This window comes from Streptomyces sp. NPDC054047 (genome assembly GCF_055585065.1).
In genome coordinates, this window is record NZ_JBVJKV010000011.1 from 93076 (window position 1) to 117996 (window position 24921).

General features: G+C 71.5%; 22 protein-coding genes. 18 read left to right on the plus strand and 4 right to left on the minus strand.

What is annotated here, in order from left to right; translation table 11 throughout:
* Window positions 1-119: 119 nt before the first annotated feature.
* The gene (locus ACZ6ZP_RS32715; protein WP_469409420.1) at window positions 120-1061 is read right to left on the minus strand and encodes a hypothetical protein; all 942 of its coding nucleotides are present in this window, start codon (window positions 1059-1061) and stop codon (window positions 120-122) included.
* A gap of 216 nt (window positions 1062-1277) precedes the next feature.
* Between ACZ6ZP_RS32715 and purN the strand changes: the two genes are divergently transcribed.
* Complete coding sequence (gene purN, locus ACZ6ZP_RS32720) at window positions 1278-1907, plus strand: phosphoribosylglycinamide formyltransferase (RefSeq protein WP_351172677.1); 630 nt, start codon at window positions 1278-1280, stop codon at window positions 1905-1907.
* Window positions 1904-3472 carry a bifunctional phosphoribosylaminoimidazolecarboxamide formyltransferase/IMP cyclohydrolase gene (purH, locus tag ACZ6ZP_RS32725; RefSeq protein WP_469409422.1) on the plus strand — a complete coding sequence of 523 codons (1569 nt, stop codon included), beginning with the start codon at window positions 1904-1906 and terminating at the stop codon, window positions 3470-3472. Before purN ends, purH begins: the two co-directional genes overlap by 4 nt.
* A gap of 251 nt (window positions 3473-3723) precedes the next feature.
* On the opposite strand, the gene ACZ6ZP_RS32730 is transcribed toward purH, so the two are convergent.
* The gene (locus ACZ6ZP_RS32730) at window positions 3724-4335 is read right to left on the minus strand and encodes a hypothetical protein (RefSeq protein ID WP_351172683.1); all 612 of its coding nucleotides are present in this window, start codon (window positions 4333-4335) and stop codon (window positions 3724-3726) included.
* A gap of 266 nt (window positions 4336-4601) precedes the next feature.
* On the opposite strand from ACZ6ZP_RS32730, the gene ACZ6ZP_RS32735 reads away from it, so the two are divergent.
* From ACZ6ZP_RS32735 to ACZ6ZP_RS32760, 6 genes are all read left to right on the plus strand, one after another.
* Entirely contained in the window at window positions 4602-5468 is an 867-nt protein-coding gene (locus ACZ6ZP_RS32735; RefSeq protein WP_351172686.1) for a bifunctional methylenetetrahydrofolate dehydrogenase/methenyltetrahydrofolate cyclohydrolase, read from the plus strand.
* Between the two features lie 79 nt (window positions 5469-5547).
* Window positions 5548-6027, plus strand: coding sequence for a DUF3017 domain-containing protein (locus tag ACZ6ZP_RS32740; RefSeq protein ID WP_351172861.1), 480 nt, complete (start codon window positions 5548-5550; stop codon window positions 6025-6027).
* A gap of 303 nt (window positions 6028-6330) precedes the next feature.
* Window positions 6331-7485, plus strand: a complete 1155-nt coding sequence (locus ACZ6ZP_RS32745) for a sensor histidine kinase (RefSeq protein ID WP_469409425.1) — start codon at window positions 6331-6333, stop codon at window positions 7483-7485.
* The gene (locus tag ACZ6ZP_RS32750; RefSeq protein WP_351172692.1) at window positions 7486-8169 is read left to right on the plus strand and encodes a response regulator transcription factor; all 684 of its coding nucleotides are present in this window, start codon (window positions 7486-7488) and stop codon (window positions 8167-8169) included. It begins immediately after the preceding gene.
* 514 nt (window positions 8170-8683) lie between these two features.
* Window positions 8684-9817, plus strand: coding sequence for an XRE family transcriptional regulator (locus ACZ6ZP_RS32755; RefSeq protein WP_469409429.1), 1134 nt, complete (start codon window positions 8684-8686; stop codon window positions 9815-9817).
* A 415-nt stretch (window positions 9818-10232) separates the two neighbouring features.
* Window positions 10233-11222, plus strand: coding sequence for a malate dehydrogenase (locus ACZ6ZP_RS32760; protein WP_351172698.1), 990 nt, complete (start codon window positions 10233-10235; stop codon window positions 11220-11222).
* Window positions 11223-11229: 7 nt separating this feature from the next.
* On the opposite strand, the gene ACZ6ZP_RS32765 is transcribed toward ACZ6ZP_RS32760, so the two are convergent.
* Window positions 11230-12660: an MFS transporter gene (locus tag ACZ6ZP_RS32765; RefSeq protein ID WP_469409431.1), complete on the minus strand. Its 1431-nt coding sequence runs from the start codon at window positions 12658-12660 to the stop codon at window positions 11230-11232.
* Window positions 12661-12769: 109 nt separating this feature from the next.
* Between ACZ6ZP_RS32765 and ACZ6ZP_RS32770 the strand changes: the two genes are divergently transcribed.
* The 6 genes from ACZ6ZP_RS32770 to ACZ6ZP_RS32795 all read left to right on the plus strand — a co-directional run bounded on the left by ACZ6ZP_RS32770 (window position 12770) and on the right by ACZ6ZP_RS32795 (window position 17675).
* The gene (locus ACZ6ZP_RS32770) at window positions 12770-13723 is read left to right on the plus strand and encodes a LysR family transcriptional regulator (RefSeq protein ID WP_351172704.1); all 954 of its coding nucleotides are present in this window, start codon (window positions 12770-12772) and stop codon (window positions 13721-13723) included.
* 96 nt (window positions 13724-13819) lie between these two features.
* Complete coding sequence (locus tag ACZ6ZP_RS32775) at window positions 13820-15637, plus strand: hypothetical protein (RefSeq protein WP_361468514.1); 1818 nt, start codon at window positions 13820-13822, stop codon at window positions 15635-15637.
* On the plus strand, window positions 15634-16014 hold the full coding sequence (locus ACZ6ZP_RS32780; RefSeq protein ID WP_351172710.1) for a hypothetical protein: 381 nt from the start codon (window positions 15634-15636) through the stop codon (window positions 16012-16014). Before ACZ6ZP_RS32775 ends, ACZ6ZP_RS32780 begins: the two co-directional genes overlap by 4 nt.
* 9 nt (window positions 16015-16023) lie before the next feature.
* Entirely contained in the window at window positions 16024-16791 is a 768-nt protein-coding gene (locus tag ACZ6ZP_RS32785; RefSeq protein WP_351172713.1) for a hypothetical protein, read from the plus strand.
* Between the two features lie 75 nt (window positions 16792-16866).
* Window positions 16867-17115 (plus strand): helix-turn-helix transcriptional regulator, encoded by a 249-nt coding sequence (locus ACZ6ZP_RS32790; protein ID WP_160506754.1) that lies wholly within the window; start codon window positions 16867-16869, stop codon window positions 17113-17115.
* On the plus strand, window positions 17112-17675 hold the full coding sequence (locus ACZ6ZP_RS32795) for a hypothetical protein (protein WP_351172719.1): 564 nt from the start codon (window positions 17112-17114) through the stop codon (window positions 17673-17675). Before ACZ6ZP_RS32790 ends, ACZ6ZP_RS32795 begins: the two co-directional genes overlap by 4 nt.
* Here the strand turns inward: ACZ6ZP_RS32795 and ACZ6ZP_RS32800 are convergent.
* Window positions 17669-18451 carry a hypothetical protein gene (locus tag ACZ6ZP_RS32800; RefSeq protein ID WP_351172722.1) on the minus strand — a complete coding sequence of 261 codons (783 nt, stop codon included), beginning with the start codon at window positions 18449-18451 and terminating at the stop codon, window positions 17669-17671. The two genes, ACZ6ZP_RS32795 and ACZ6ZP_RS32800, sit on opposite strands and share 7 nt — an antisense overlap.
* A 156-nt stretch (window positions 18452-18607) precedes the next feature.
* Here ACZ6ZP_RS32800 and ACZ6ZP_RS32805 point away from each other — a divergent pair, with 156 nt between their 5' ends.
* The 4 genes from ACZ6ZP_RS32805 to ACZ6ZP_RS32820 all read left to right on the plus strand — a co-directional run bounded on the left by ACZ6ZP_RS32805 (window position 18608) and on the right by ACZ6ZP_RS32820 (window position 24920).
* Window positions 18608-20137: an aldehyde dehydrogenase family protein gene (locus ACZ6ZP_RS32805; protein ID WP_351172725.1), complete on the plus strand. Its 1530-nt coding sequence runs from the start codon at window positions 18608-18610 to the stop codon at window positions 20135-20137.
* Between the two features lie 150 nt (window positions 20138-20287).
* The gene (locus tag ACZ6ZP_RS32810; protein WP_351172728.1) at window positions 20288-21832 is read left to right on the plus strand and encodes a GMC family oxidoreductase; all 1545 of its coding nucleotides are present in this window, start codon (window positions 20288-20290) and stop codon (window positions 21830-21832) included.
* Between the two features lie 29 nt (window positions 21833-21861).
* A complete protein-coding gene (locus tag ACZ6ZP_RS32815; protein WP_351172731.1) occupies window positions 21862-22953 on the plus strand; it encodes a quaternary amine ABC transporter ATP-binding protein in 1092 nt (363 codons plus the stop codon).
* Window positions 22953-24920, plus strand: coding sequence for an ABC transporter permease subunit (locus ACZ6ZP_RS32820; RefSeq protein WP_361468528.1), 1968 nt, complete (start codon window positions 22953-22955; stop codon window positions 24918-24920). Before ACZ6ZP_RS32815 ends, ACZ6ZP_RS32820 begins: the two co-directional genes overlap by 1 nt.
* Window position 24921: the final 1 nt, after the last annotated feature.

A 24921-nucleotide genomic window follows, 5' to 3' on the forward strand; every position in this document is an offset into this window, starting at 1 on the left:
CTGCCGGAGCCCTCCGAATGCAGGAAGGGGGCCGCCCGGTCGGCCCCCGGACCCCAGCTGTCGGAGCCGTCCCCAGGGGGCTGGGGAGGGGAGCCCCGGTCAAGGCCCCGGGGCCAGGGTTAGTCGCGTTCGCTCAGGAGGGGGCGCAGCTGCTTCGGCAGGAGGTCTTCGCACTCCTGCTTCGACTGGCTGGTGAGGGCGTCGGTCACGCACGTGTAGTAGTCGCGGTACACCAGCTGCGCGGCGAACGTCGCCGCCACCATCGCCAGGGCGAGCGACGCCGTCACCAGGCCGCTGATCGCCGCCGTGGTCTGCGGCTTCGTGCTCGCGGGCTCGGCCGAAGGCTGCTTGGCGACCGGCGCCGTCGGATCCGGCTGCTTCGGCTTCGCCCGCAGCGAGCTGATGCCCCAGTTCAGCGCGAGCGCGCCCAGGAGCAGGGCCACGTACCGCCAGCCGAAGAGCGCGAAGAAGAAGGCCCACATGCCGGAGAGTAGGGCGTAGCGCGCGCGGCGCTGGGCCGGGTCGGTCGGGTCCCAGCGCATGCCCGAGCCGGAACCGGAGCCGGAGGAGCCGTCGGGGCCCTGGCCGCCGCCCTGCTGGCCGGGGCGCTCGCCGAAGCCGCCGCCCTGGGCGCGTCCGGGCTGCCGGTCGCTCCACTGGCTGCCCCAGGGGGAGTGGCCCTGGTCGCCGTCGGGGGCGTCGCCGCCGTTGCCGGGGCGCGGGCGCCACGGCTGGTCCGGGGTCCCCTCCGGCGGCGGCGCGAAGGGGTTGTCGTCCTTCTTCCCGGAGCCGCCCGAGCCGGAAGCGCCGCCCGAGCCGGAAGCGCCGCCCGAGCCCGAAGCGCCGCCCGAGCCCGAAGCGCCGCCCGAGCCGGAAGCGCCGCCCGAGCCCGAAGCGCCCGAGGCGCCGGAAGCGCCCGAGGAGTCGGAGCTCCCCGAGTCTTGGGAGTCCTGCGGCGGGGACGACGGGCGGCCGTCGCGCAGCAGCGTCGAGCCGCGCTCCCCTGCGTGCGTCAACCCGAACGCGAAGGACAGCGGGAGGCGGAGGCTACGGTCCGGCATCAGGTGTGCGTCTTCCCCTTGGTTGAGCGAGCTTCTGAACGATGTGACGTCTTGGTGCAGACGCTACCTTCCGGCCGCGCCCCCGTCCCGTGAGGGGCCGCACCGTGTGCCGGTATCGTTGCTGACGGTCGGCCGCTTCGTAGAGTTCCCCGTATCGGAGGGCACGAAGCTTTTGTACGACCGCACAAAGACGCACTCCCGAGAAAGGGCCCCGCTGTGGCCAAGAGCCCTGTGGCCAAGCGCCTCGTCGTGCTGGTCTCCGGATCAGGTACGAATCTGCAGGCTCTGCTCGACAAGATCTCGACGGACGGGACGGCGGGCTACGGCGCCGAGATCGTCGCCGTCGGCGCCGACCGCGACGGCATCGTCGGGCTGGAGCGCGCCGAGAGCGCCGGGATTCCCACCTTCGTCTGCCGGGTGAAGGACCACGCGACGCGCGACGAGTGGGACGCGGCTCTGGCCGAGGCGACCGCCTCGTACGAGCCCGATCTGGTCGTGTCGGCCGGGTTCATGAAGATCGTGGGGAAGGAATTCCTCGCACGGTTCGGCGGCCGGTTCGTCAATACGCACCCCGCCCTGCTGCCCAGCTTCCCGGGGGCCCACGGTGTGCGCGACGCGCTCGCGTACGGCGCGAAGGTCACGGGATGCACCGTCCACTTCGTCGACGACGGCGTCGACACCGGCCCGATCATCGCCCAGGGCGTGGTCCCGGTCGGGGATGAGGACGACGAGAGCGCTCTGCACGAGCGCATCAAGGAAGTCGAGCGAAGGCTGCTCGTCGATGTCGTGGGGCGTCTGGCCCGCAACGGCTACCGCATTGAGGGACGAAAGGTATTTATCCCGTGACCGCCGAAGGTACGCACGGTTCGCAGCGCCCCATCAAGCGCGCGCTCATCAGCGTCTATGACAAGACCGGGCTCGAGGAGCTCGCGCGCGGGCTGCACGAGGCCGGCGTCGAGCTCGTCTCGACCGGTTCGACCGCCGTGAAGATCGCCGCCACCGGGGTGCCCGTCACCAAGGTCGAGGAGCTCACCGGCTTCCCCGAGTGCCTGGACGGCCGGGTCAAGACGCTGCACCCCCGTGTGCACGCCGGGATCCTCGCCGACCTGCGCCTGGAGGACCACCAGCGCCAGCTCGCCGACCTCGGCATCGAGCCGTTCCAGCTGGTCGTCGTGAACCTCTACCCCTTCAAGGCGACCGTCGCTTCCGGCGCGACGCCCGACGAGTGCGTCGAGCAGATCGACATCGGCGGTCCCTCGATGGTCCGCGCCGCCGCCAAGAACCACCCCTCGGTGTCGGTCATCACGAGCCCCGCCCGGTACGCGGACGTGCTCGCCGCCGTCCGTGACGGCGGCTTCGACCTGACCGCCCGCAAGCGCCTGGCCGCCGAGGCGTTCCGCCACACCGCCGAGTACGACCTCGCGGTCGCCTCCTGGTTCGCGGACGACTACGCGGCGGACGGCTCGGACTTCCCCGAGTTCATCGGCAGCGCGTACGCCCGCAAGAACGTCCTGCGCTACGGCGAGAACCCGCACCAGGGCGCGGCCCTCTACGTCGACGGCAACGGCGGCCTCGCCGAGGCCGAGCAGCTGCACGGCAAGGAGATGTCGTACAACAACTACACGGACACCGACGCCGCGCGCCGTGCCGCGTACGACCACGACGACCCCTGCGTCGCGATCATCAAGCACGCCAACCCCTGCGGCATCGCGATCGGCGCGAACGTCGCCGAGGCGCACCGCAAGGCGCACGCCTGTGACCCGCTCTCCGCTTTCGGCGGCGTGATCGCGGTCAACCGCCCGGTCTCCAAGGAGATGGCGGAGCAGGTCGCCGACATCTTCACCGAGGTCATCGTCGCGCCCGAGTACGAGGACGGCGCGCTCGAAGCCCTCACCAAGAAGAAGAACATCCGCGTCCTGCGCGCCCACCAGGCCCCGTCGAACACGGTCGAGGTCAAGCAGATCGACGGCGGCGCGCTCCTCCAGGTCACCGACCGCCTCCAGGCCGACGGCGACAACCCCGCCAACTGGACGCTCGCCACGGGCGATGCGCTCAACGCGGGCGAGCTCGCCGAGCTGGCCTTCGCGTGGAAAGCGTCGCGCGCGGTGAAGTCCAACGCGATCCTGCTCGCCAAGGACGGCGCCTCGGTCGGCGTCGGCATGGGCCAGGTCAACCGCGTCGACTCCGCGAAGCTCGCCGTCGAGCGGGCGGGCGAGGAGCGGGCGCACGGCGCGTACGCCGCTTCGGACGCGTTCTTCCCGTTCCCCGACGGCCTGGAGATCCTGACCGCCGCGGGCGTCAAGGCCGTGGTGCAGCCGGGTGGTTCGGTCCGCGACGAGCTGGTCGTCGAGGCGGCGAAGAAGGCGGGCGTGACGATGTACTTCACGGGTACGCGTCACTTCTTCCACTGAGCCCCGCCGGGTCTCACTGAGCCCCTCCGGGTCTCACTGAGCCCCACCGAGCAAGTCCCGTCAAGTCCCATGCCCAACGGTGGCCGCGCCCTCTCCCCGGAGGGCGCGGCCACCGCTGCTTCACCGAGCTCATCTCGCAGCGCGCGTAGCGCACTTGAGGAAAGCGAAAACCCACGGGCCGTGCCCTCCCTCGGCAGGGTGAGCACGGCCCGTGGGTGTGTACGGCTTGCGCGGCGCGGTGGTTGCCCGCCTCAGTAGCGGGGGCGGTTGAACCAGGCGGCTCCCTGCGCGTTCACCATGGAGGCCAGGATGATGCCGCCGATGGCGAGACCTATGATCGCGCTGAAGACGCCGGTGCTCGTGCCCGAGACCAGGTTGCCGATGCCGCCGAGAATGATCAGCGACGCGTAGACGATGGTGGTGATCCGCACGCCGCTGCCGCCCGTGCTGAACTTCACCGCCAGGATGATGCCGAGGACGGCGAGCGCGATCAGGACCGCGACCAGGGCGAAGCCGAGACCGGCGAGACCGTCGGTCTCGTCGCCCACGCCCACCTCGTTGGACACGTCCTGAGCCGCGGCGACCGCGATGCCCGCGATGATCGCGACGAGGATCTGCAGGCCCGAGATGATGTAGATGAGGACGCGAGCGGTGGTCATCAGACCGGGCATCGTCATGGGCATCTGGTTGCCGCCCGGGTAGCCGGGATAGGCAGGCTGCTGCGGGTAGCCGTAACCGGGCTGCTGGCCGGGCGGGGGGTTCTGGGGATAGCCGTAACCGGGCTGGCCCTGCGGGGCCTGCGGGTAGCCGGGCTGCTGACCCTGCGGCGGACCGTAGGGGTTGTTGGGGTCGCCGTAACTCATGGCGGTCTTCCTCCGTCGGGTAATGCGGGGACGACGCGGCACATCACGGAGGAAAGTTCTACAGATGCGGTCCGTCCCCCCGACACTGCCCGCGGCACTGTGCCGCATATCGTTCTTTAGGCCAGGCTTATTTGTCCAGCCGCATTCCCTATGTGTTGTGCAAGTGCAACAGAGCTGGTCAGGTCTCGGGACACAGCTGGGACACAGCTCGGCCGCGGCGGCGCCCTGATTGGTACCGGGCGGGTCTCATCCGGGAAGATGGAGTCATGACCGCCCAGATTCTCGATGGCAAGGCCACCGCAGCCGCGATCAAGTCCGAACTGACCGCCCGCGTGGCGGCCCTGAAGGAGAGGGGCTTCACGCCCGGCCTCGGGACTGTTCTGGTCGGTGACGACCCGGGCAGCCAGAAGTACGTCGCCGGAAAGCACCGCGACTGCGCGCAGGTCGGCATCGCCTCCATCCAGCGTGAGCTGCCCGCGACCGCGACGCAGGACGAGATCGAGGCCGTCGTCCGCGAGCTCAACGAGGACCCCGCCTGCACCGGTTACATCGTGCAGCTCCCGCTGCCCAAGGGCATCGACGAGAACCGCGTCCTCGAACTCATGGACCCGGCCAAGGATGCCGACGGCCTGCACCCGATGAACCTCGGCCGCCTCGTCCTCAACGAGCCCGCGCCGCTGCCCTGCACGCCCTTCGGCATCATCCAGCTCCTGCGCCAGTACGGCGTGGAGATCAACGGTGCCGAGGTCGTGGTCGTCGGCCGCGGTGTGACGATCGGCCGCTCCATGCCGCTGCTGCTCACCCGCCGTTCGGAGAACGCGACGGTGACGCAGTGCCACACCGGTACGCGCGACCTGTCCACGCACCTCAAGCAGGCCGACATCATCGTGGCCGCCGCGGGTGTGCCGCACCTGATCAAGCCCGAGGACGTGAAGCCGGGCGCGGCGATCCTGGACGTCGGCGTCTCGCGCGACGAGTCCGGAAAGATCGTCGGCGATGTGCACCCGGGTGTCCGCGAGGTCGCCGGGTGGATCTCGCCGAACCCCGGCGGCGTCGGCCCGATGACCCGCGCCCAGCTGCTCGTCAACGTCGTCGAGGCCGCAGAGCGCGCCGCGTCCGCCGCCGCGAGCTGAACCGGGAAAGGGTGAGCCCATGAGCGCAGAACCTGAACCTGATCAAGGGGCTTCGCCGGCCGACGTGACGGAATCCGACGTGACGGAATCCGATGTCACGGAGGCCGAGGCCCTGGAGAACTCCGAGGCCAAGGGTGCCGTCAGCGCCCCCGGTCCCGACGGGCCGAGGAAGACCACGCGGCGCTTCCCGCTCCTGACCCGGGACACCGCGCGCCCCGAGGGCGGCGGCCGGGCCGCGGGCGGTGACGCCCCCGCGCCCGCCCGGCAGTGGCCGCTGCTCAGCGTGCTCTCCACGGTGGGGCTCGGGCTGCTGCTCACGGCCTTCGACGTGTTCCGCGTCGGCACGATACTGATCGGCCTCGCGCTGATCGCGGGCGCCTTCATGCGGTGGGCGCTGCCCGGCGTCGGCATGCTGGCGGTGCGTTCGCGCTTCACGGACATGGTCACGTACGGCGCGCTCGGCCTGGCCATCGTGCTGCTCGCGATGATGGCGCAGCCGGAGCCGTGGCTGGAGATCCCCTTCCTGAGCGAGACCCTGCACCGCACGATCACCACCTAGCGGTACGCACGACCGACGGCCCGTCCTTCCCCCGGAGAGGACGGGCCGCCGTCGTGCGCGGGGCCGCCTCAGCGACCGGGCCCCCGTTGGGTCCCCCGACGGCCCGCGATCCGTGTGTGGCGCCGGTGGTCGGCCGGTGCCGTGGTGCTGGAGGAAGAAGTTACGGCGGCGGGACGGGGGAGTCGTCCCGTGCCGGGTTGAGGTTGCGGCACGCCCCACGGCGTACGCCGCCGGTTCCTGCAACTTCCGCTGTACCGCGGTGGTTTGACGTACCCCCGCCCGCACCGGGGCTACGCTGCGGCGATGCGGATCCGCCCCCTCGTCGCCGACACGTCGATCGCGGTCGCCCTGACCACGGTCGCCGTACTCCTCGGGCAGGAGTCGGTCCGGCAGGGGTGGCCCGAACTCGACGCGCGGGGCTGGGTGTTGGTGGCGCTGGCCAATCTGCCGGTCGTGTTCCGCTCCAGGGCGCCGCTCGCGGTGCTGCTCCTGGTGCACCTGGTGTGGGCCGGGTACGTCACCCTCGGCTACTGGCCCGTCGTGAACACCTTCGCGCCCATGCTCACCGTCTACACGGTCACGTCCCTGCGGCCCGCCCGCGTCTCCGTGCCGTGCGCCGTGCTGATGAGCGCCGTCTGGATCTACGCGGGCCTGGTGAGCGAAGGGGCGGCGATGGCGTCCGTGGTCGGGCAGGCCGTCGGCTTCCCCCTGGTGATCTGGCGGTTCGGCAACGTCGCGCGCCGGTCCGCCGAACTGGCCCGGCAGCTCAAGCGCGAGCAGGACGAGCGTGCGCGGCGCGAGGTGGCCGAGGAACGCGGGCGCATAGCGCGGGAGTTGCACGATGTCGTCGCCCACCACATGTCGGTGATCTCCGTGCAGGCGGGCCTCGCGAAGTTCGTCTTCACCTCGGATCCATCCACCGCTCATGCCGCGCTCTCCACCATCTCCGGCACCAGCGGCGAGGCGCTGGAGGAGCTGCGCCGCATGCTGCGGGTGCTGCGGGCGGGGGAGGACGGCGACAGCGCGCCCGAGGCGCCGATGCCGGGGCTCGCACGGCTGGGCGAGATGGTCGAGCGGGTGCGGGCCGGGGGAGTCGCCGTCGAGCTGCGCGTCGAGGGGACCCCGCGGCAGCTCGCCCCCGGGGTCGAGCTCTGCGCGTACCGCGTGGTGCAGGAGGCCCTGACCAACGTACTGAAGCATGCGCGCGGGGCCGGCGCGGTGGTCGAACTGAGGTATCAGCCGCACCACGTGACGGTTTCGGTCACCGATGACGGGGAGGGGGTGATTACAGACAGAGTGGCCACGGGGAGCGGTCATGGGTTGATTGGGATGCGGGAGCGGGCCAAGCTCTACGGCGGGACGATCAGCATCGGCCCGCGGAGCGAGGGAGGGTTCGCCGTGCGCCTGACCCTGCCGACGTCCGCGCGGGCCGCATCGCAGGGGGACGGCGCGACGTAGATGACCAGGGTGCTCGTGGTCGACGACCAGTTCCTCATCCGGGCCGGGTTGGTGGGGCTGCTGCGCGCCGCGCCCGGCGTCGAGGTCGTCGGTGAGGCTGGTGACGGCGCGGAAGCCGTCGAGCTCGCCGCGGCGACCAGGCCCGACGTGATCCTGATGGACATCCGCATGCCCGGCATGAGCGGCATCGTGGCGACCGAGAAGATCCTCGCCGAGGCCCCCGAACCGCCGCCGCGCGTCCTGGTGCTCACCACGTTCGATCTCGACGAGTACGTGTACGGGGCGCTGCGCGCCGGAGCTTCGGGCTTCCTGCTCAAGGACTCCGGGCCCGAGCGCCTGCTCGCCGCGGTGGCCGCGGTCGGCGGCGGCGACGCGCTCTTCGCGCCCAGTGTCACCTGCCGCCTCGTCGAGGCGTTTGCCCGGCAGGCAAGATCCGGGGCCGGTGAATCGGCCGAACCGCCGCCCGACCTCCGGGCGTTGACCCTCCGCGAGGTAGAGGTCCTGAAGCTGATCGCCACAGGCCTGTCCAACGCGGACATCGCCGACCGCCTCTACATCAGCGAGGCCACCGTCAAGACCCATCTCAACCGGACGATGACCAAACTCGACCTGGACAGCAGGGCGCAGGCGGTGGTGGTGGCGTACGAGTCGGGCCTCGTCACGCCGGGCGGCGGCGGTCGCTGACACGGCTCACGCCTCGCCGAGGAGCGGAATGAAGACGGCGCCCGTCCTCTCCCCCGTGGGAGGACGGGCGCCGCCGGTCTGGGGGCCGTTCCAACGGGATCCAGCGTCATGCCCCCGCCAATTCCGTACAAGGGCTGCCTTGCCCCTGTGGCACGGAGGTGACCATTCCGCAACGGAGTTCCCGGCCCGCAACAGGTGGCGCCCCGGGGGTGTTTCGCAAAAGGAGTAAATCGCGCAATCGGGATGCTTCGGGGCGTCCCAGGCCGCTACCCGGGGTTCCGCATCGTGGACCCGGACAGCGGTGGGACACTGGACGCTGGACCGCACGGAGTGCGACGGTGCACGCCAGTGGCCCGAATGCTCCCGTGCGCCCCCCGTCCGGGAACTGACATCCTGCCTTTCGGCATCCCTCTGGGTAGCCCATGACAGGAGCAGCGGGGGGCTGCCTCATGGGCAGAGCGGGGGTACCACGCGCGGGGGCAAGTTGGCACGTACGGGGGGAATAGGGGGAGTAATGCCTCGTTGGAAGGCACTACCGGATGAGCTCGATCCGCAGGTCAGGGAGTTCGCCAGCCAGCTGCGCAGGCTGGTCGACCGGAGTGGTCTGAGCATCGCCGCGGTGTCGGACCGCACCGGGTACAGCAAGACGTCGTGGGAGCGTTATCTGAACGGGCGACTGCTCGCCCCGAAGGGTGCGATCGTCGCGCTTGCCGAGGTGACGGGCACCAACCCGGTCCACCTCATCACCATGTGGGAACTCGCCGAGCGCGCGTGGAGCCGCTCCGAGATGCGGCACGACATGACCATGCAGGCGATCCGGATCTCCCAGGCGCGGGCCGCGCTCGGGGAGCTGGGGCCGAATCCACCCAAGGGCAGCCCCTCCAAGACCAAGGGGACCGGCGGCGCGGCGCGCAACGGCGCGTCGGGCGCGGGTGCCGGAACCGGCACCGGGGTCGACTCCGCCGACCGTCCCGGCCGCCCCGGCGGCAGTGTCACCGGGGTCGCGGGGCCCGCGGGCGTCTCGCCCACGGTGCCGCCGCAGGCACCGTCGTACGGGCCCGGTGGTGGAGCCGGAGCCGGGGGCGACCCGGGAGGCGTCGCGGCGCCGCCCGGTCCGGTCCAGCCGGGCCGGGGCGGGGACTCGCCCGACCGGCAGCGGCGGCGCAGGAAGCTGACGATGTTCCTCGCGGGCGTCGTCGGAGCACTCGTCGTCATCGCCGCCGCCGTCTTCCTGACGGACTTCGGCAAGGGCGACAAGGACGACGAGAGCGCCAAGCCGTCGGCGTCGCCGAGCACGAGCGACAAGGACCTGCCCGCGGGCGTCGAGTGCAGCGGCAAGAGCTGCACCGGCAAGGACCCGGAGACCATGGGCTGCGGCGGCGAGTTGGCCACCACGACCACGCGCGCGACGGTCGGCAAGGCCCTGGTCGAGGTCCGCTACAGCAAGACGTGCGGGGCGGCCTGGGCGCGGATCACGCAGGCGGCGCCGGGCGACAAGGTCACGATCACCGGCGAGGGCGCCACCAAGCAGAACGGCACGGTGAACGCGGACCTCGACGCGTACACCCCGATGGTGGCCGTCAAGGACGGCACGTCCGCGGAGGCGTGCGCGACGCTCAAGGCCGGGCAGACCGGCTGCACGAAGTAGCCGCGCGAAGCAGTCGCACGAGGGAGCGCGAGGGACGCGAGGGAGGGGGGTACCCCCGGGAGGTGGCGGCCGCCACAGGGGGGGAGCGTGGCGGCCGCCCGGGGGGTGTGACCACTCCCGTGGGGGTACTGCTCCGTGTGCCCGGGCTTTCGCACAACATGCCTGTCGATTGCGCAGAAATTTTGCGGCGCCCTGATCGGGGCCCGCGGACCGCCCACGACCAGCCACGGTGGATCTTTGTGGGGTGGGCCACACCCTCCCGGGGTTCGGGGGTGGGCGGGGCGCGATAGCCTGGCGGCGGATCTCTCTTGATGCCAAGAGATCGATCATCGAGAGGCGATCGACGAGGGCGTCGGCAGGGGATCCAGCACAAGGGGCAGGGACCCCCACCGCCAGCTGTCTTACGGAGATCGCCATGACCCGCACTCCCGTGAATGTCACCGTCACCGGCGCGGCCGGCCAGATCGGCTACGCGCTGCTCTTCCGCATCGCCTCCGGCCACCTGCTCGGCGCGGACGTGCCGGTCAATCTGCGACTGCTCGAGATCACGCCGGCCCTGAAGGCCGCCGAGGGCACCGCCATGGAGCTCGACGACTGTGCCTTCCCGCTGCTGAACTCGATCGAGATCAGCGACGACCCGAACGTCGCCTTCGACGGCGCCAACGTCGCCCTCCTCGTCGGCGCCCGCCCCCGCACCAAGGGCATGGAGCGCGGCGACCTGCTCTCCGCCAACGGCGGCATCTTCAAGCCGCAGGGCAAGGCGATCAACGACAACGCCGCGGACGACATCAAGGTCCTCGTCGTGGGCAACCCGGCCAACACGAACGCGCTCATCGCGCAGGCCGCCGCCCCGGACGTACCGGCCGAGCGCTTCACCGCGATGACCCGCCTGGACCACAACCGCGCGCTCTCGCAGCTGTCGAAGAAGACCGGCGCCCCGGTCTCCGACATCAAGCGCCTCACCATCTGGGGCAACCACTCGGCCACCCAGTACCCCGACATCTTCCACGCGGAGATCGCCGGCAAGAACGCCGCGGACGTCGTGAGCGACCAGACCTGGCTCGCCGACGACTTCATCCCGACCGTCGCCAAGCGCGGCGCCGCGATCATCGAGGCCCGTGGCGCGTCCTCGGCCGCCTCCGCCGCCAACGCCGCCATCGACCACGTGCACACGTGGGTCAACGGCACGGCCGCCGGCGACTGGACCTCCATGGGCATCCCGTCGGACGGCTCGTACGGCGTTCCCGAGGGCCTCATCTCGTCCTTCCCCGTCACCACCAAGGACGGCAAGTACGAGATCGTCCAGGGCCTGGAGATCAACGACTTCTCGCGCACGCGCATCGACGCGTCCGTCAAGGAGCTCACCGAGGAGCGCGAGGCGGTCCGCGGTCTCGGCCTCATCTAAGGACCCTTCACGTACGGTTCCGGCCGTACGCGCGCGTCTTCACCTCGCCCCCGGCAGCCACTCGATCGGCAGCCGGGGGCGACGTGCGTCCGGTCCGGTGGCCGAGGGCGACGAGCGCCGCGGCGGCCACCACCACGAGCCCCACGGTCCGCAGCGCCGCCTCCATCCCGGAGGTGAACCCCGGGTGCGCGGCCACGACCGTCCCCGTGACGGCCACCCCCAGTGCCGCGCCGACCTCACGCGCCGACGTGCCGAGGCCCGAGCCGAGCCCCGCCTGGTGCGGCGGCAGCGACGAGACGACGCCGAGGGTGAGCGCGGGCATGCACAGGCCCGTGCCCGCCGAGATGACGAGCAGCCAGCAGGCGTACGCCGCGTAGGGCGTGCCCGCGTCCGCCGTGGACGCGCCGAGCAGGCCGAGCCCGATCAGGAGCAGGCCGCCGCCCACCAGCGGGCCTGGCCGGGCCGACCAGCGTGCGGCGAGCTTGGGGACCAGGATCATGCCGACCGTGAGCGGGATGATGGCCAGGCCCGCGCGGGCGGCGCCGTACCCCTTCACGTACTGCAAATACTGCGAGTTGACGTAGAAGAGCGAGAAGAGGCCGAAGAAGGACGTGGCCGTTCCCAGGGTCGCCGCGCGCAGCCGTCGCGACCTGAAGACCCGGGGGTCAAGGAGCGGTGAGCGCGAGCCCACCGCGTGCGCCACGAACGCGCCGACGAGCGCGGCGCCCAGCGCGAAGGCGACGAGGATGCGCGCCGACGTCCAGCCGTACATCGGGCTCTCGATGATGCCGAAGAGCACCGCGAGAAGGCCGCCGGTGATGAGGGCGGCGCCGAGCGGATCGGTGGAGGCGTCGGGCGACTTCTCCGTGAGGGGAGCCGTGCGCGCCACCGCGAGGACGAGGAGCGCGGCGAGCGGCACCATCAGCCAGAACAGCGCGCGCCACGGCAGGTACTGGCCGATCAGGCCGCCGACGGCGTTCCCCGCGAAACCGCCGAGCCCGGCGGCGAGCGCCCAGGACGCGACGGCCCGGGGCCGCTGCTCGGGCGATGCGGTGCGCACCAGGATCGACATGGTCGCGGGCATGATCAGCGCCGCTCCGGCGCCGGAGACACCGCGGCCCGCGATCAGCTGGACGGGCCCGGTGGCCAGTGCGCTGACCGCGGCGCCCAGGGCGAACAGGCCGAGCCCGCAGAGCAGCGCGCCCTTGCGGCCGTACCGGTCGCCGAGGGCGCCCGCGGGGATGAGCAGCCCAGCGAAGACGATGACGTACGCGTCGACCGTCCACAGCAGCTCGCTCGACGAGGGGTGGACGGAGGACGAACTCAGCTGCGGGATCAGGAGGTTGATGGCGGCGACCATGCTCTGCGCGACGAGCACGCAGGCGCAGAGCGTGAGTTCCGCCGAGCGCTTGAGCTGGTTCGGGGCAGGCGAAGGCAAGGCTCCTCCAAGGAGCGTCGTGGAGTGGTGTGTGGGGATGCCCCGTCGGGCCCTGTCACCGTAGGCTCGGAACTCACTTGATCTCCAGTGCAACCTTTGCAAGGGATGTATGCGCGTGACGCAATCCGGGATGCGGTCCGATCCGGGCAGGGGTCTCGACCTCAATCTCCTGCTCGCCCTCGACGTGCTCCTCGACGAGGAGAGCGTGTCCGGCGCCGCCCGCCGCCTGCATCTGTCCGAACCCGCGATGAGCCGCACCCTGGGCCGCATCCGCAAGGCCCTGGGCGACCCCGTCCTCGTACGGGCCGGGCGGCGGATGGTGCCCACCCCGCACGCCCTCGCCGTCCGGGCCGAGGTGAGCGCCGTGGTGGAGCGGGCGCGGGGCCTGTTCGCCGGGCCCGGCGCGACCGATCTGCGCACCGTCTCGCGCACCCTCGCCGTCCTCGGGCACGACGCCATCGCCGCCGCCTACGGCCCCGCGCTGTTCGCCCGCGCCGCCGCCGAGGCGCCCGGCGTGCGCATCCGCTTCCTCGGCGAGAGCCAGGGGGACGCGCCGATGCTGCGCGAGGGCACGGCCGACCTGGAGCTCGGCGTGATCGACACGGTCGCGCCCGAGGTGCGGGTGGAGCGGCTGCGCGACGACCGGATGCTGGGGGTCGTACGCCCCGGACATCCGCTGCTGCGGGGCGAGTTGACCCCCGAGCGGTTCGCCGGCGCCGACCACGTCACGGTCTCCCGGCGGGGCAGGCTGCGGGGGCCGCTGGACACCGCGCTCGGCGAACTGGGGCTCACGCGCCGGGTGGTGGGCAGCGTGGGGACCTACCCCGCGTCGTTCTTCATGCTCCTGAGCACCGACCTGGTGGGCCTCGCCATCTCCTGGGCGAAGCCCCTGACGGACACCCTCGGCCTGGTCACCTTCGACATCCCCCTCGGTCTGCCGCGGCTGGAGCTGGGCATGGCCTGGCACCCCCGGCACGACGCGGACCCGGCGCACGCGTGGCTGCGGGGGTGCGTGAGGGACCTGTTGCGGGAGGGCGGCGGATTTCACTCGAGCGAGGGCTGAGCCTTCACTTATTCGAGGGGCATAGTCACCTTTCTGTGGCCCCCGCACGCACGCTCCGTTACCCTCCAATTCCGCTTCACCGCAACGGAGTTGGCCATGGCAGGTAACACCGAGGCCACCAGACTGCTGTGCGCCGGCGTCCACCTGGACGCGGTGTTCCGCAGGAGGGTCGTCTCAGAACTCGTCGGCCACGCGGAGCGCCCCGTGGCGCCGCCGCTGGGTGCCGACGTGCTCCCGGTGCTCGCGCACGCGCTGCGCGCCCGGCGCGAGGAGCTGGTCACCGCGCTGCTCCTGGCAGCCGTGTGGATCGGATTCCTCGTCACCGACGCGGTCATGATCTGGGACGACCTCGAAGACTCCAGCGGCGGTGACTCGGGCGTCACCGGCATGGACCTCGCGCTGCTCGTCTTCGACCCGGACGACCTCGTGGACTCGGGTCCCGACGGCACGTTCGGCGCCTTCGTGCCGGGCGGCTGGGCGATCGGGTACGCCGTCGTGGTCCTGCTGCTGTGGCTGGCGCGGGTCATCTCCGGGCGGGGCACGGACGGGGCAATCCTGCGGCGGATGGAGCTTCCGGCGCCGCTGGCCTGGCTGCGGCGCCGGATCGGCTGGCTGGTGACCGCGTTCGTGTGGTGGTGCGCCGCGGCGTACGCGTTCTCCGCGCTCGCCGAGATCAGGGACACCCCGTACCCGGTGATCTTCCCGCTGCTCGTCGCGGCCGTGGTCTGGCGCCACCAGTTCCTGCGCAAGCGGACACTGCGCACCCAGCTCGCCCGCCAGGCCTTCGCCGAGACCGAACAGCCGCGCATCCCCCGGCGGTTCTCCCGCATCGCCGACTGCATCCACCGCGAGCAGAACGCGCCGATCACCCTCTACGACGCGAACCGCCCCTTCGTCGGCGCCGGAAAACCCCGCAAGCCGTGGTCGGTCGTGCTCGAACTCAAGCGCGCCGACAAGGAGACGGACGGCGGGGTCCCGGCCCAGCGGGCGTACGAACCGCTGGCCGCGCGCGAGGTCATCAAGATGATCGAGCCGCGCCTGAAGGACCTGCGCCGGTCCGCCGCGGCCACCAGCGTGGACCGGCTGCGGGACCTGGAGATCGAGGAGTTCGTCTATCTCCCCGCGGGCGCAGGCCGCGACGAGCAGCTCTACACCGGGCAGGGATACGAGACGGCGGGGCCCTACGACGCCGAGCAGGTCGCCCGGCATCTGGAACGGGCGTCCGGTGAGGGCGGGGAGGCGCGGCGCCACTTCCTGCGGATCCGGGTCGGCGCCTGGAACGAACAGGTCGTCGTCTCGCTCCTGGTCAGGGTGCACACCCAGGGCGGCATGCTGGTCCTGGAAGTGGTGCCGCACGTGCTCGGGCCGATCGTCCCCGAGTTCCGCGAGGTCGACGCGATCGTGGCCCGCGACCCCGAGGGCCCGGTCCGCGACGCCCTGCGCGCCTGCGTCGACGGCCCCGCGGTCGGCGTGGCGATCGGCGCCGCCGCCCTGCGCGCCCTGCCCTCGCTCGTCCCCTCGTTCCGCCTCTGGCTCGCCCAGCCCGAGGGCGAGAGGCCCTCGCCGCCCGCCGCGCGCGCCCTGCGCTCGCTGTGCTCCTGGCTCGAGATCGGCCGCCCGGTGCAGGCGCCGCCGGACGCCCCGCTGGTCTCGCTGCGCCAACTGGCCAGCACCGACGAGCTCTCGCTCTTCCAGGAGATGGACGTGGCCCGCTACACCCGCACCCTCCAGGACCGCATCGGCGAAGGGGTCCGCGACGCGCTGCGGGCCGGCGGCTTCCGCACGGACCGTCTGGAACAGAACATCACGCAGATCAACAACAGCGGGGTCTACATCACGGAGATGTCCGGCGGCGCCCTCGCCACCGGCTCCCACGGCCAGGCCACGCACACCAGCGAGAGGAGTCCGGCATGAGCGGCGACGGCGACAACGGCGGTGGTGCGCACGTCCAGATCGGTTCGATCACCGGTGGCTCACAGGCCTTCGGCTCGCACGGCAGGGCCGAGTCCACCAACCACACGGTGGTGGTCTCCGACCCCCGGCAGCAGCACCTGCTCACCCAGGTCAGGGCCCTGCGCGGCGAGCTGCGCGAGGCCACCGGGCGCACGGCGGAGGACGACGCGCTCGACGCCGAACTGGGCGAGGTGGAGCGGGAGATCGGCCGCGCGGGTCACGGCGACAGCGGCCTGCTCGGCAGACTCCGTACCCGCCTGGAGCAGTACGGCGCCGCCGCCGCGACGGCCGCGTCCGTGACGGCGGTCCTCCAGGCGATCGCCCAGATCACGGGCTGAGGACGAGCGGTGCGGATCTTCGACGCCGACCGCCAGGAGTGGGTCGGCCACGAGCAGGAGCGGCGGATCGCCGAGCTCCACGACCGCGACGCGGTGCGCCAGGGCAAGGCGCTGCGCGGCGCCGTGACGGTGCTCGCGGTGTGCGGCCTGGCCTTCGGCACCTGGGCGCTCGGCTGGAAGGACGAACCGGGGCCGACGGGGTACCTGACGGTGCTTGAGAAGCCCGCGCGGAGCGGGGACCCGGCCACCGAGGGGGACACCGCGGCGCCGTCCCCGGCAGGCGTGCCGCCCGCCCCGTACGAGGAGGTGTTCGACGCGGAGGGCTTCAGGCTCGCGGTGCCGCGGGGCTGGGTCCGCGACCTGGTCACCCCGACCGAGGGCTTCAACGTCGTCAACTACCGCAGCCCGGAGGGGGATCGGCGGCTACAGGTGTACGAGGTGGGGGAGGCGTCCCCGTACGTATCGCTGCGGACCTGGCTGGACGAGACCCCGATGCCCGGCGGCTTCGACCAGCTCGCCCCGCTGGAGCGCACGGACGACGAAGGCCGCCCCGCGGCCCGGCTCGAATACGTGGCCGACAAGTTCAAGGGCGAACCGGACATCGGCGCGTGGCACGTCATCGACCACCGCTTCGAGGCGGTGGACGGGAAGTTGTACGCCCTCGCGGTGTACGGCTCGGACGCGGACGGCAGGGACGACGAGGAGGAGTTCATGTCGACCGCCCTGGCGTGGTTCTGCCCGCCGGAGGAGATCTGCCCCGAGCCGGAATCCCACTGACCGCCCCTCCGCCTGCCGCAAGCCGCTCCGTGATCTCCGTTGCGTACCTGCTCACCAATGTAGTACTTCTTATACATGAGCGAGCAAGTGCACAACAGGTTGGCGATGGTGCGCGCGGAGCGAAAGGTGTCGCGCCAGAGCCTGGCCGAGGCGGTGGGGGTCCACTACCAGACCATCGGCTACATCGAGCGCGGGCAGTACAACCCGAGCCTCGACCTGGCGCTGAAGATCGCGGTGTTCTTCGGCCTCCCGGTGGAGGCGCTGTTCTCCCTGGAGCCGTTCCGCCCGCTCACGGACGAGGTCTACGGGAGGAGTCAGGGATGACTGGCCGGCAGGTGCAGCAGACGCGGGAGAGGCCGACCCAGCGGATGACCGGGTACGACCGGCGGATGTACGCGCTCATGAACCGGCGCGAGGGGGCGCCGATGTACGCCACCGCCGTGCGCAGGCGGATCGCGGTCGGCGCCCACATCGCGCTGACCGTGGCGAGCGTGACGGCCTGGCTGCTCACGGTCGTCGGCGATCAGCGCTGGGCGATGTGGACGATGCTCGGCCTGCTGCTGCCGTGGTGCGTCGCCACCGGCGTCATCAACGGCGCCACGCGCGGCCTGCTCGAACTGCGCGAACGCGTCCTCGACGAGCGGCAGCGCGCGGAGCGGGTGCGGGTGGCGGCGCGCGCCCGGCAGGTGATGCAGTGGCTGCTGCTCGCGGCCGCCGTCGGCACGGGGTTCGCCGCGTACCAGGGGTGGGACACCGAGGGGCTGCTCTTCCCCGTGCTGTTCACCGCGTTCGTCGTGCACTGGCTGATGCCGCTGTGGGTGGCGGGGCTCGCCGCGCAGGACGACCCCGCGGACGGCGACGACGACCCCGCGGACGTTCAGTAGGTGTTGGGCTTGTCCGTCACCTGACCCTGCAACTGGGAGACGTCCACCGAGTCCTCCTCGGAGGGAGTCTTCGACGGGACCGGCTTGTCGTAGTCGCCGAGCGTCAGCGTCGAGTCGGTCCCTGGCCCCTTCTCCGTGGCCCTGACCAGGTACGGAGTGCCTTCGGTCGCGACGTACAGCGTCGTCGTTCTGCCGTCCTCCCTGCCGGAGACGGGGATCACGGACGTTCCGTCGACCTTGGTCGGCTCGCCCTTCCGCAGGGCCGTGCTGTCGTCCGACTTGTTCTTGACCTCGTCCTGGATCGTGTCGAGGTCGCAGACCCCGGCCATGTCCTTGAGCAGGGCGTCGTCGGTCGTGCCGTACAGATAGCGGTCCCCGATGACCTCGGCCGCGGCCTCGCCCTGGCCGCCGGGGAGCTGGGCCTTCCAGAAGGCGAGGTCCGGCTTCATCCAGACCTTCTCGCCCTGTTTGATCAGCTCCAGGCTGCCGCCGTCCTCGGCCATGCGCAGCGAGCCGACGCAGTTGTCGTCCTGGTCCAGGGTGAGGTCCATCGACACCGGCTCGTCGCCGTCCGTGTCCGTGCCCTTCTGCTCCAGCTCCAGGTGGACCGACTTCGCGTCGAGCAGTTCCCGCTCCGCCTTGTCGGAGATCTCCTGTGCGCTCAAGTCCTCCGTGCCGGCGAGCGCGACCGCCGGTGCGACCAGGAGCGCGGCCGCCGTACAGGCCGCGGTGCAGGCCGCGGAACCCCAAGCGCGCTTCCTCGATATTCCACGCATAGCGCCACCTCCGGGGACAAACCCCTCTTCGAGCGTACGTTTCGCCCCAGGTGCCTGCACGCGCAGTGACACAGCGCACTTTCAGTTATGTAATGCGCATGGTTTCTCCGCCGGGGGGCATGTGCACCCGGCTACCGCGAGTGACAGGCGGGGCGTATGACAGGAACGGAAGGCAAACGGGACGTGTCCGCACAACAGACCATCCATGTGGGCGGGGAGTGGCGCACCGCCCTCTCCGGCGCCACGCGCGAGATCCTCGACCCGGCGGATGCCAAGCCGTTCGCTCTGATCGCCGAGGGCGGCACCGAGGACACCGACGCGGCCATCGCCGCCGCACGTGAGGCCTTCGACCACGGACCGTGGCCGGCCACGCCCGTCGCCGAACGGGCCGCGCTGCTGCGCCGCGTGGCAGACCTCCTCGTGCGCGACCGGGAGAAGATCGGGCTCCTGGAGAGCCGCGACGCGGGCAAGACCGTCGAGGAGGGCCGCGTCGACGTCGACTGCGTCGCCGACGCCTTCCGCTACTTCGCCGACCTGGTGATCGGCGAGGGTGCGGGCCGTGTGGTCGACGCCGGGTCCGACGACATCCACAGCGTGGTCGTGCACGAGCCGGTCGGCGTCTGCACGATGATCACGCCGTGGAACTACCCGCTCCTCCAGGCCAGCTGGAAGATCGCCCCCGCGCTCGCCGCGGGCAACACCTTCGTCATCAAGCCGAGTGAGGTCACTCCGCTGACGACGGTCGCGCTGATCGAGCTGCTCGTCGAGGCGGGCCTGCCGGCCGGCGTCGCGAACATCGTGACGGGCCCCGGCCACACCGTCGGCGCGCGCCTTTCCGACCACCCCGACGTCGACCTGGTCTCCTTCACCGGCGGCCTCGTCTCCGGCACCAAGGTCGCCCAGGCCGCGGCCCTCGGCGTCAAGAAGGTCGCACTCGAGCTCGGCGGCAAGAACCCGAACGTCGTCTTCGCCGACGCCTGCGCCACCGAAGAGGGCTTCGACACCGCCGTCGACCAGGCGCTGAACGCGGCCTTCATCCACAGCGGGCAGGTCTGCTCCGCCGGTGGCCGCCTCATCATCGAGGAGTCGGTGCGCGAGCGCTTCGTCGCCGAACTCGCCCGCCGCGCGAGCCGCATCAGGCTCGGCCGCGGCACCGAGGACGGCGTCGAGTGCGGCCCGCTCGTCTCGCAGCAGCAGCGCGAGAAGACCGAGTCGTACGTCGCGTCCGCCCTGGAGGAGGGTGCGGTCCTGCGCACCGGCGGCAAGCGCCCCGAGCCCAGCGAGGTCCGCCCCGCGACCGGCTACTTCTACGAGCCGACCGTGCTCGACCAGTGCCACCGCGAGATGCGCGTCGTACGCGAAGAGGTCTTCGGCCCGGTCCTGACCGTCGAGACCTTCCGCACCGAGGACGAGGCCGTCGCGCTCGCCAACGACACCGAGTACGGCCTCGCGGGCGCCGTCTGGACCAACGACGCGGGCCTCGGCCGCCGCATGGCCCGGCGGCTGCGCCACGGCACGGTCTGGATCAACGACTTCCACCCCTACCTGCCGCAGGCGGAGTGGGGCGGCTTCGGCAAGAGCGGCGTCGGGCGCGAGCTCGGCCCCGCCGGACTCGCCGAGTACCGCGAGTCCAAGCACATCTACCAGAACCTGGCACCGCGGCCGGTCCGCTGGTTCGCGGGCTGAGGCCCGGGCCCGAGTCGTAGAGGCGTGCGCGGGGGCGGCAGTCCCGCCCCCGCGCACGTATGTCCGCAGTTCCGAGCACCCCCCGCGCACCCCCCGCTCAATACGCGCGAGCACCTTGCATCACACCTCGCAGGAAGAGGAGCAGCACGCATGGCTGAGACCACCGAGTACGACTACGTCATCGTCGGCGGCGGCACCGCCGGTTCGGTGATCGCATCCCGCCTCACCGAGGACCCAAACGTCACCGTCGCCGTCATCGAGGGCGGCCCCAGCGACATCGACCGTGAGGACGTCCTCACGCTGCGCCGCTGGCTCGGCCTCCTGGGCGGCGACCTCGACTACGGCTACACGACCACCGAGCAGCCGCGCGGCAACTCGCACATCCTGCACAGCCGCGCCAAGGTCCTCGGCGGCTGCTCGTCGCACAACACCCTGATCTCCTTCAAGCCGCTGCCGTCCGACTGGGACGAGTGGGAAGAGGCCGGTGCCACCGGCTGGGGCGCCAAGGCGATGGACCCCTTCTTCGGCAAGCTGCGCAACAACATCGTGCGCGTCGCCAAGAAGGACCAGAACCAGATCGCCACGGACTGGGTCGAGGCGACGAAGAGCGCACTCGGTGTCCCCGAGGTCATCGGCTTCAACGACAAGCCCTTCGACGAGGGCGTCGGCTTCTTCGACCTGTCGTACCACCCGGAGAACAACAAGCGTTCCTCCGCGTCCGTCGCCTACCTCCACCCCCACATGGAGGCCGGTGACCGCCCGAACCTCCACCTCTTCCTGGAGACGTGGGCCACCAAGCTGGAGCTGGCGGGCAAGACCGCGCGCGGCGTCCACATCCGTACGAAGGAGGGCGCGGAGCAACTGCTCACCGCCCGCCGCGAGGTGCTCGTCTGCGCGGGCGCCGTCGACACGCCGCGGCTGCTCATGCACTCCGGCATCGGCCCCGCCAAGGACCTTCAGGCCCTCGGCATCCCCGTCGTGCACGACCTGCCGGGTGTCGGCGAGAACCTCCTCGACCACCCCGAGTCGGTCATCGTCTGGGAGACCAACGGGCCGCTGCCCGGCAACTCCGCGATGGACTCCGACGCGGGCCTGTTCGTGAAGCGGGACCCGGACCACAAGGGCCCGGACCTGATGTTCCACTTCTACCAGATCCCGTTCACGGACAACCCGGAGCGCCTGGGCTACGAACGCCCGGAGCACGGCGTGTCGATGACGCCGAACATCCCCAAGTCCCGTTCGCGCGGCCGTGTCTACCTGACGTCGGCCGACCCGGAGGTCAAGCCCGCCCTCGACTTCAAGTACTTCGAGTACGACGAGAACGGGGTGGACTACGACGGGCAGACCCTCGTCGACGGCATCAAGCTGGCCCGCAAGGTCGCGCAGGCCGAGCCCTTCGCCAAGTGGCTCAAGCGCGAGGTCTTCCCGGGCCCGGACGTCACCGACGACGCCGAGATCAGCGAGCTCGTGCGCAAGGCCGCGCACACCGTGTACCACCCGGCCGGCACCTGCCGCATGGGTGCCACGGACGACGAACTCGCCGTGGTCGACCCGGAGTTGAAGATCCGGGGACTCGAAGGAATCCGTATCGCGGACGCATCCGTCTTCCCGACGATGCCCGCCGTGAACCCGATGATCGGAGTGCTCATGGTCGGGGAGAAATGTGCCGAGATGCTGGGTGGTGACGGCCGATGAGCGAGGCCTCAGTGAAGGACAAGGAAGACATGACGCAGGAGTCAACGGACGGGCCCGTCTTCGCCGTCGAGAACCTCTGGAAGGTCTTCGGCCCGAAGGCCGACCGAATACCGGGCGACACCTCCCTGCACGACCTCACCCCCGCCGAACTGCGTGAGCGGACCGGCTGCACCGCCGCCGTGCGCGACGTGTCGTTCGAGGTCAAGAAGGGCGAGGTCTTCGTCGTCATGGGGCTCTCGGGCTCCGGCAAGTCGACGCTCGTACGCTGCCTGACCCGCCTCATCGAGCCGACGTCCGGCTCCATCGCGATCGACGGCGAGGACGTCCTCGCCATGGACAAGGCGCGTCTGCGCGAACTGCGCAGGCACCGCGCCGCCATGGTCTTCCAGCACTTCGGCCTCCTCCCGCACCGCACCGTCCTCGACAACGTCGCGTACGGCCTGGAGATCCAGGGCGTCGGCAAGGCCGAGCGCCGCGCCAAGGCCCTCGAAGTCATCGCCAAGGTCGGCCTCGACGGCCTCGAACAGCGCAAGCCCGGCCAGCTCTCCGGCGGCCAGCAGCAGCGCGTGGGCCTGGCCCGCGCCCTCGCCGTCGACCCCGAGGTCCTGCTCTTCGACGAGCCGTTCAGCGCGCTCGACCCGCTGATCCGCCGCGACATGCAGGAAGAAGTCGTCCGCCTGCACCGCGAAGAGGGCCGCACGATGGTCTTCATCACCCACGACCTCAGCGAGGCACTGCGCCTGGGCGACCGCATCGCCCTGATGCGCGACGGCCGCATCGTGCAGCTCGGCACGCCCGAGGAGATCGTCGGCTCCCCGGCCGACGACTACGTACGCGACTTCGTACGGGACGTGGCGCGCGCCGACGTGATGAGCGTGCGCACCGCCATGCGCCCCGCCGACACCGACGAGGAGGGCCGCGGCCCGGCCCTCGCGCCGGACGCCAAGGTCGCCGAGGCCATCGAGGCCGTCGCCAAGTCCGGCTTCCCCGTCCGCGTGATGGACGGACCGCGCTGCCTTGGCGTCGTCGACCACGAGGCGCTGCTCGGCGTCGTCGCGGGCGTGGCCCCGGCGCAGAAGCCCGACAAGGGCCGCTCCGATACCGGCGAGGTGGTCGCCTGATGGCCACCGCCACCGCCTCGACTCCCGTACGTGACACGGGGATCGGCGCGCTCCTGCGCCACCGTGCCGTCGGCAAGATCCTGCTGCTCGCCGTCGCGGCGGCGATCCTCGTGCCGATCGTCAACGCCAAGTGGGCGTCCGGCGCCTGGCCCGGCGCGCTCACCGTCGACCTGACCGAGCCGCTCGGCAAGACCACCGACTGGATCATCGACAACCGAGACAGCCACCCGCTGTTCGTCTACTTCCTCGGGCACGTCTCCAACGGCATCGTGCTCTCCATCCGCGGCGTCTACCTGGTGCTCCTCGCGGCCGGCTGGGCCGGAGTGACCGTCGGCGCCGCGCTCGTCGCCTGGCGGGTCGCGGGCGTACGGCTCGCGGTCCTGGCCGCCGCCTCGTTCGGCCTGTGCGGACTGCTCGGCATGTGGGTGCCGACGATGCAGACGCTGGCCCTGATGATCGTGGCCGTGCTCGCCTCCGTCGTGCTCGGCATGCTGCTCGGGCTCGCGGGGGGCCTGAGCGACAGGATCTACCGCATCCTGCGGCCGGTCCTCGACACCATGCAGGTGCTCCCGGCCTTCTCGTACCTGCTGCCCGTCGCCCTGGTCTTCGGCATCGGCGTGCCCGCCGCGGTCATCGCGACCGTCATCTACGCGGCCCCGCCGATGGCCCGGCTCACCGCGCTCGGCCTGCGCGGCGCCGACGGCGGCGTGATGGAGGCGGTGACGTCGCTCGGCACCACCGCCCGCCAGCGCCTGCTCTCCGCGCGCCTCCCGCTGGCCCGCAAGGAACTCCTGCTCGGCCTCAACCAGACGATCATGATGGCGCTGGGCATGGCCGTCATCGCGTCGATGATCGGCGGCGCCGGTCTCGGTGACCGCGTCTACCAGGCCCTCGGCTCGGTGGACGTCGGTGCCGCGCTGGCCGCCGGTATCCCGATCGTCCTGCTCGCCGTGGTCCTCGACCGGGTCACCGGCGCGGCGGGGGAGCGACTCGGCGCCAACACCGAGGACAACTCCCCGCTGCGCGGCCGGCGCGGCTGGGCCGTGGCCGGAGCGGTCACCGTCGTCGCCGCGCTCGCCGCGCGCTTCGCGGACCGCCTGGAGTGGCCCGAGGGCTGGATCGTGAACATCGTCGAGCCGGTCAACACCGCCAAGGAGTGGATGGTCGACCACATCTACACCGGCGTGCCCGTCGTCGGCGGCACCGCCGACTGGGCGGCCCACTTCACCACCTGGGTCCTCGACCCGGTCCGCGACGGACTCCAGGGCATGCCCTGGTGGTCGGTCCTCCTGGTCGTCGCGACCCTCGCCTGGCTGATCGGCACCTGGCAGACCGCGCTCACCGCCGTCCTCGCGATGGCGGCGACCGGCGTGCTCGGCGTCTGGAAGCCCTCGCTCGACACCCTCGCGCAGGTCCTCGCCGCGGTCGCCGTCACGGTGGTCCTCGGCTTCGCGACCGGCATCGCGGCGGCCCGCAGCACGCGTCTGGAGAAGCTGCTGAGGCCCGTCCTTGACGTCTTCCAGACGATGCCGCAGTTCGTGTACCTGATCCCGGTCGTGGCCCTCTTCGGCATCGGCCGCGCCCCCGCGGTCGCCGCGGCCGTCGTGTACGCGCTGCCCGCCGTCATCCGCATCACCACGCAGGGCCTGCGCCAGGTCGACGCCGCGGCGATGGAGTCGTCCCGCTCGCTCGGCGCCACCAGCTGGCAGCAACTGCGCAATGTCCAGCTCCCGCTGGCCCGCCCGGCGCTCCTGCTCGCCGTGAACCAGGCGGTCGTCCTGATCCTCGCCGTCGTCGTCATCGGCGGCCTCGTGGGCGGTGGCGCGCTCGGCTACGAAGCGGTGTTCGGCCTCGCCCAGGGCGACCTGGCCACGGGCCTGGTGGCCGGTGTGGCGATCGTGTGCCTCGGTCTGATGCTCGACCGGGTCACGCAGCCGACGGAACGCCGTGCGAAGAAGGGTGCGTGAC

Coding starts and splice junctions, on each gene's coding strand:
- ACZ6ZP_RS32735 (WP_351172686.1), top strand. CDS start 4,602: ATGACCGCCCAGATTCTCGATGGCAAGGCCACCGCAGCCGCGATCAAG.
- ACZ6ZP_RS32770 (WP_351172704.1), top strand. CDS start 12,770: ATGCGCGTGACGCAATCCGGGATGCGGTCCGATCCGGGCAGGGGTCTC.
- ACZ6ZP_RS32795 (WP_351172719.1), top strand. CDS start 17,112: ATGACTGGCCGGCAGGTGCAGCAGACGCGGGAGAGGCCGACCCAGCGG.
- ACZ6ZP_RS32805 (WP_351172725.1), top strand. CDS start 18,608: ATGACAGGAACGGAAGGCAAACGGGACGTGTCCGCACAACAGACCATC.
- ACZ6ZP_RS32810 (WP_351172728.1), top strand. CDS start 20,288: ATGGCTGAGACCACCGAGTACGACTACGTCATCGTCGGCGGCGGCACC.
- ACZ6ZP_RS32755 (WP_469409429.1), top strand. CDS start 8,684: ATGCCTCGTTGGAAGGCACTACCGGATGAGCTCGATCCGCAGGTCAGG.
- ACZ6ZP_RS32730 (WP_351172683.1), bottom strand. CDS start 4,335: ATGAGTTACGGCGACCCCAACAACCCCTACGGTCCGCCGCAGGGTCAG.
- ACZ6ZP_RS32815 (WP_351172731.1), top strand. CDS start 21,862: ATGACGCAGGAGTCAACGGACGGGCCCGTCTTCGCCGTCGAGAACCTC.
- ACZ6ZP_RS32750 (WP_351172692.1), top strand. CDS start 7,486: ATGACCAGGGTGCTCGTGGTCGACGACCAGTTCCTCATCCGGGCCGGG.
- ACZ6ZP_RS32780 (WP_351172710.1), top strand. CDS start 15,634: ATGAGCGGCGACGGCGACAACGGCGGTGGTGCGCACGTCCAGATCGGT.
- ACZ6ZP_RS32790 (WP_160506754.1), top strand. CDS start 16,867: ATGAGCGAGCAAGTGCACAACAGGTTGGCGATGGTGCGCGCGGAGCGA.
- ACZ6ZP_RS32800 (WP_351172722.1), bottom strand. CDS start 18,451: ATGCGTGGAATATCGAGGAAGCGCGCTTGGGGTTCCGCGGCCTGCACC.
- ACZ6ZP_RS32820 (WP_361468528.1), top strand. CDS start 22,953: ATGGCCACCGCCACCGCCTCGACTCCCGTACGTGACACGGGGATCGGC.
- ACZ6ZP_RS32760 (WP_351172698.1), top strand. CDS start 10,233: ATGACCCGCACTCCCGTGAATGTCACCGTCACCGGCGCGGCCGGCCAG.
- ACZ6ZP_RS32745 (WP_469409425.1), top strand. CDS start 6,331: ATGCGGATCCGCCCCCTCGTCGCCGACACGTCGATCGCGGTCGCCCTG.
- ACZ6ZP_RS32775 (WP_361468514.1), top strand. CDS start 13,820: ATGGCAGGTAACACCGAGGCCACCAGACTGCTGTGCGCCGGCGTCCAC.
- ACZ6ZP_RS32715 (WP_469409420.1), bottom strand. CDS start 1,061: ATGCCGGACCGTAGCCTCCGCCTCCCGCTGTCCTTCGCGTTCGGGTTG.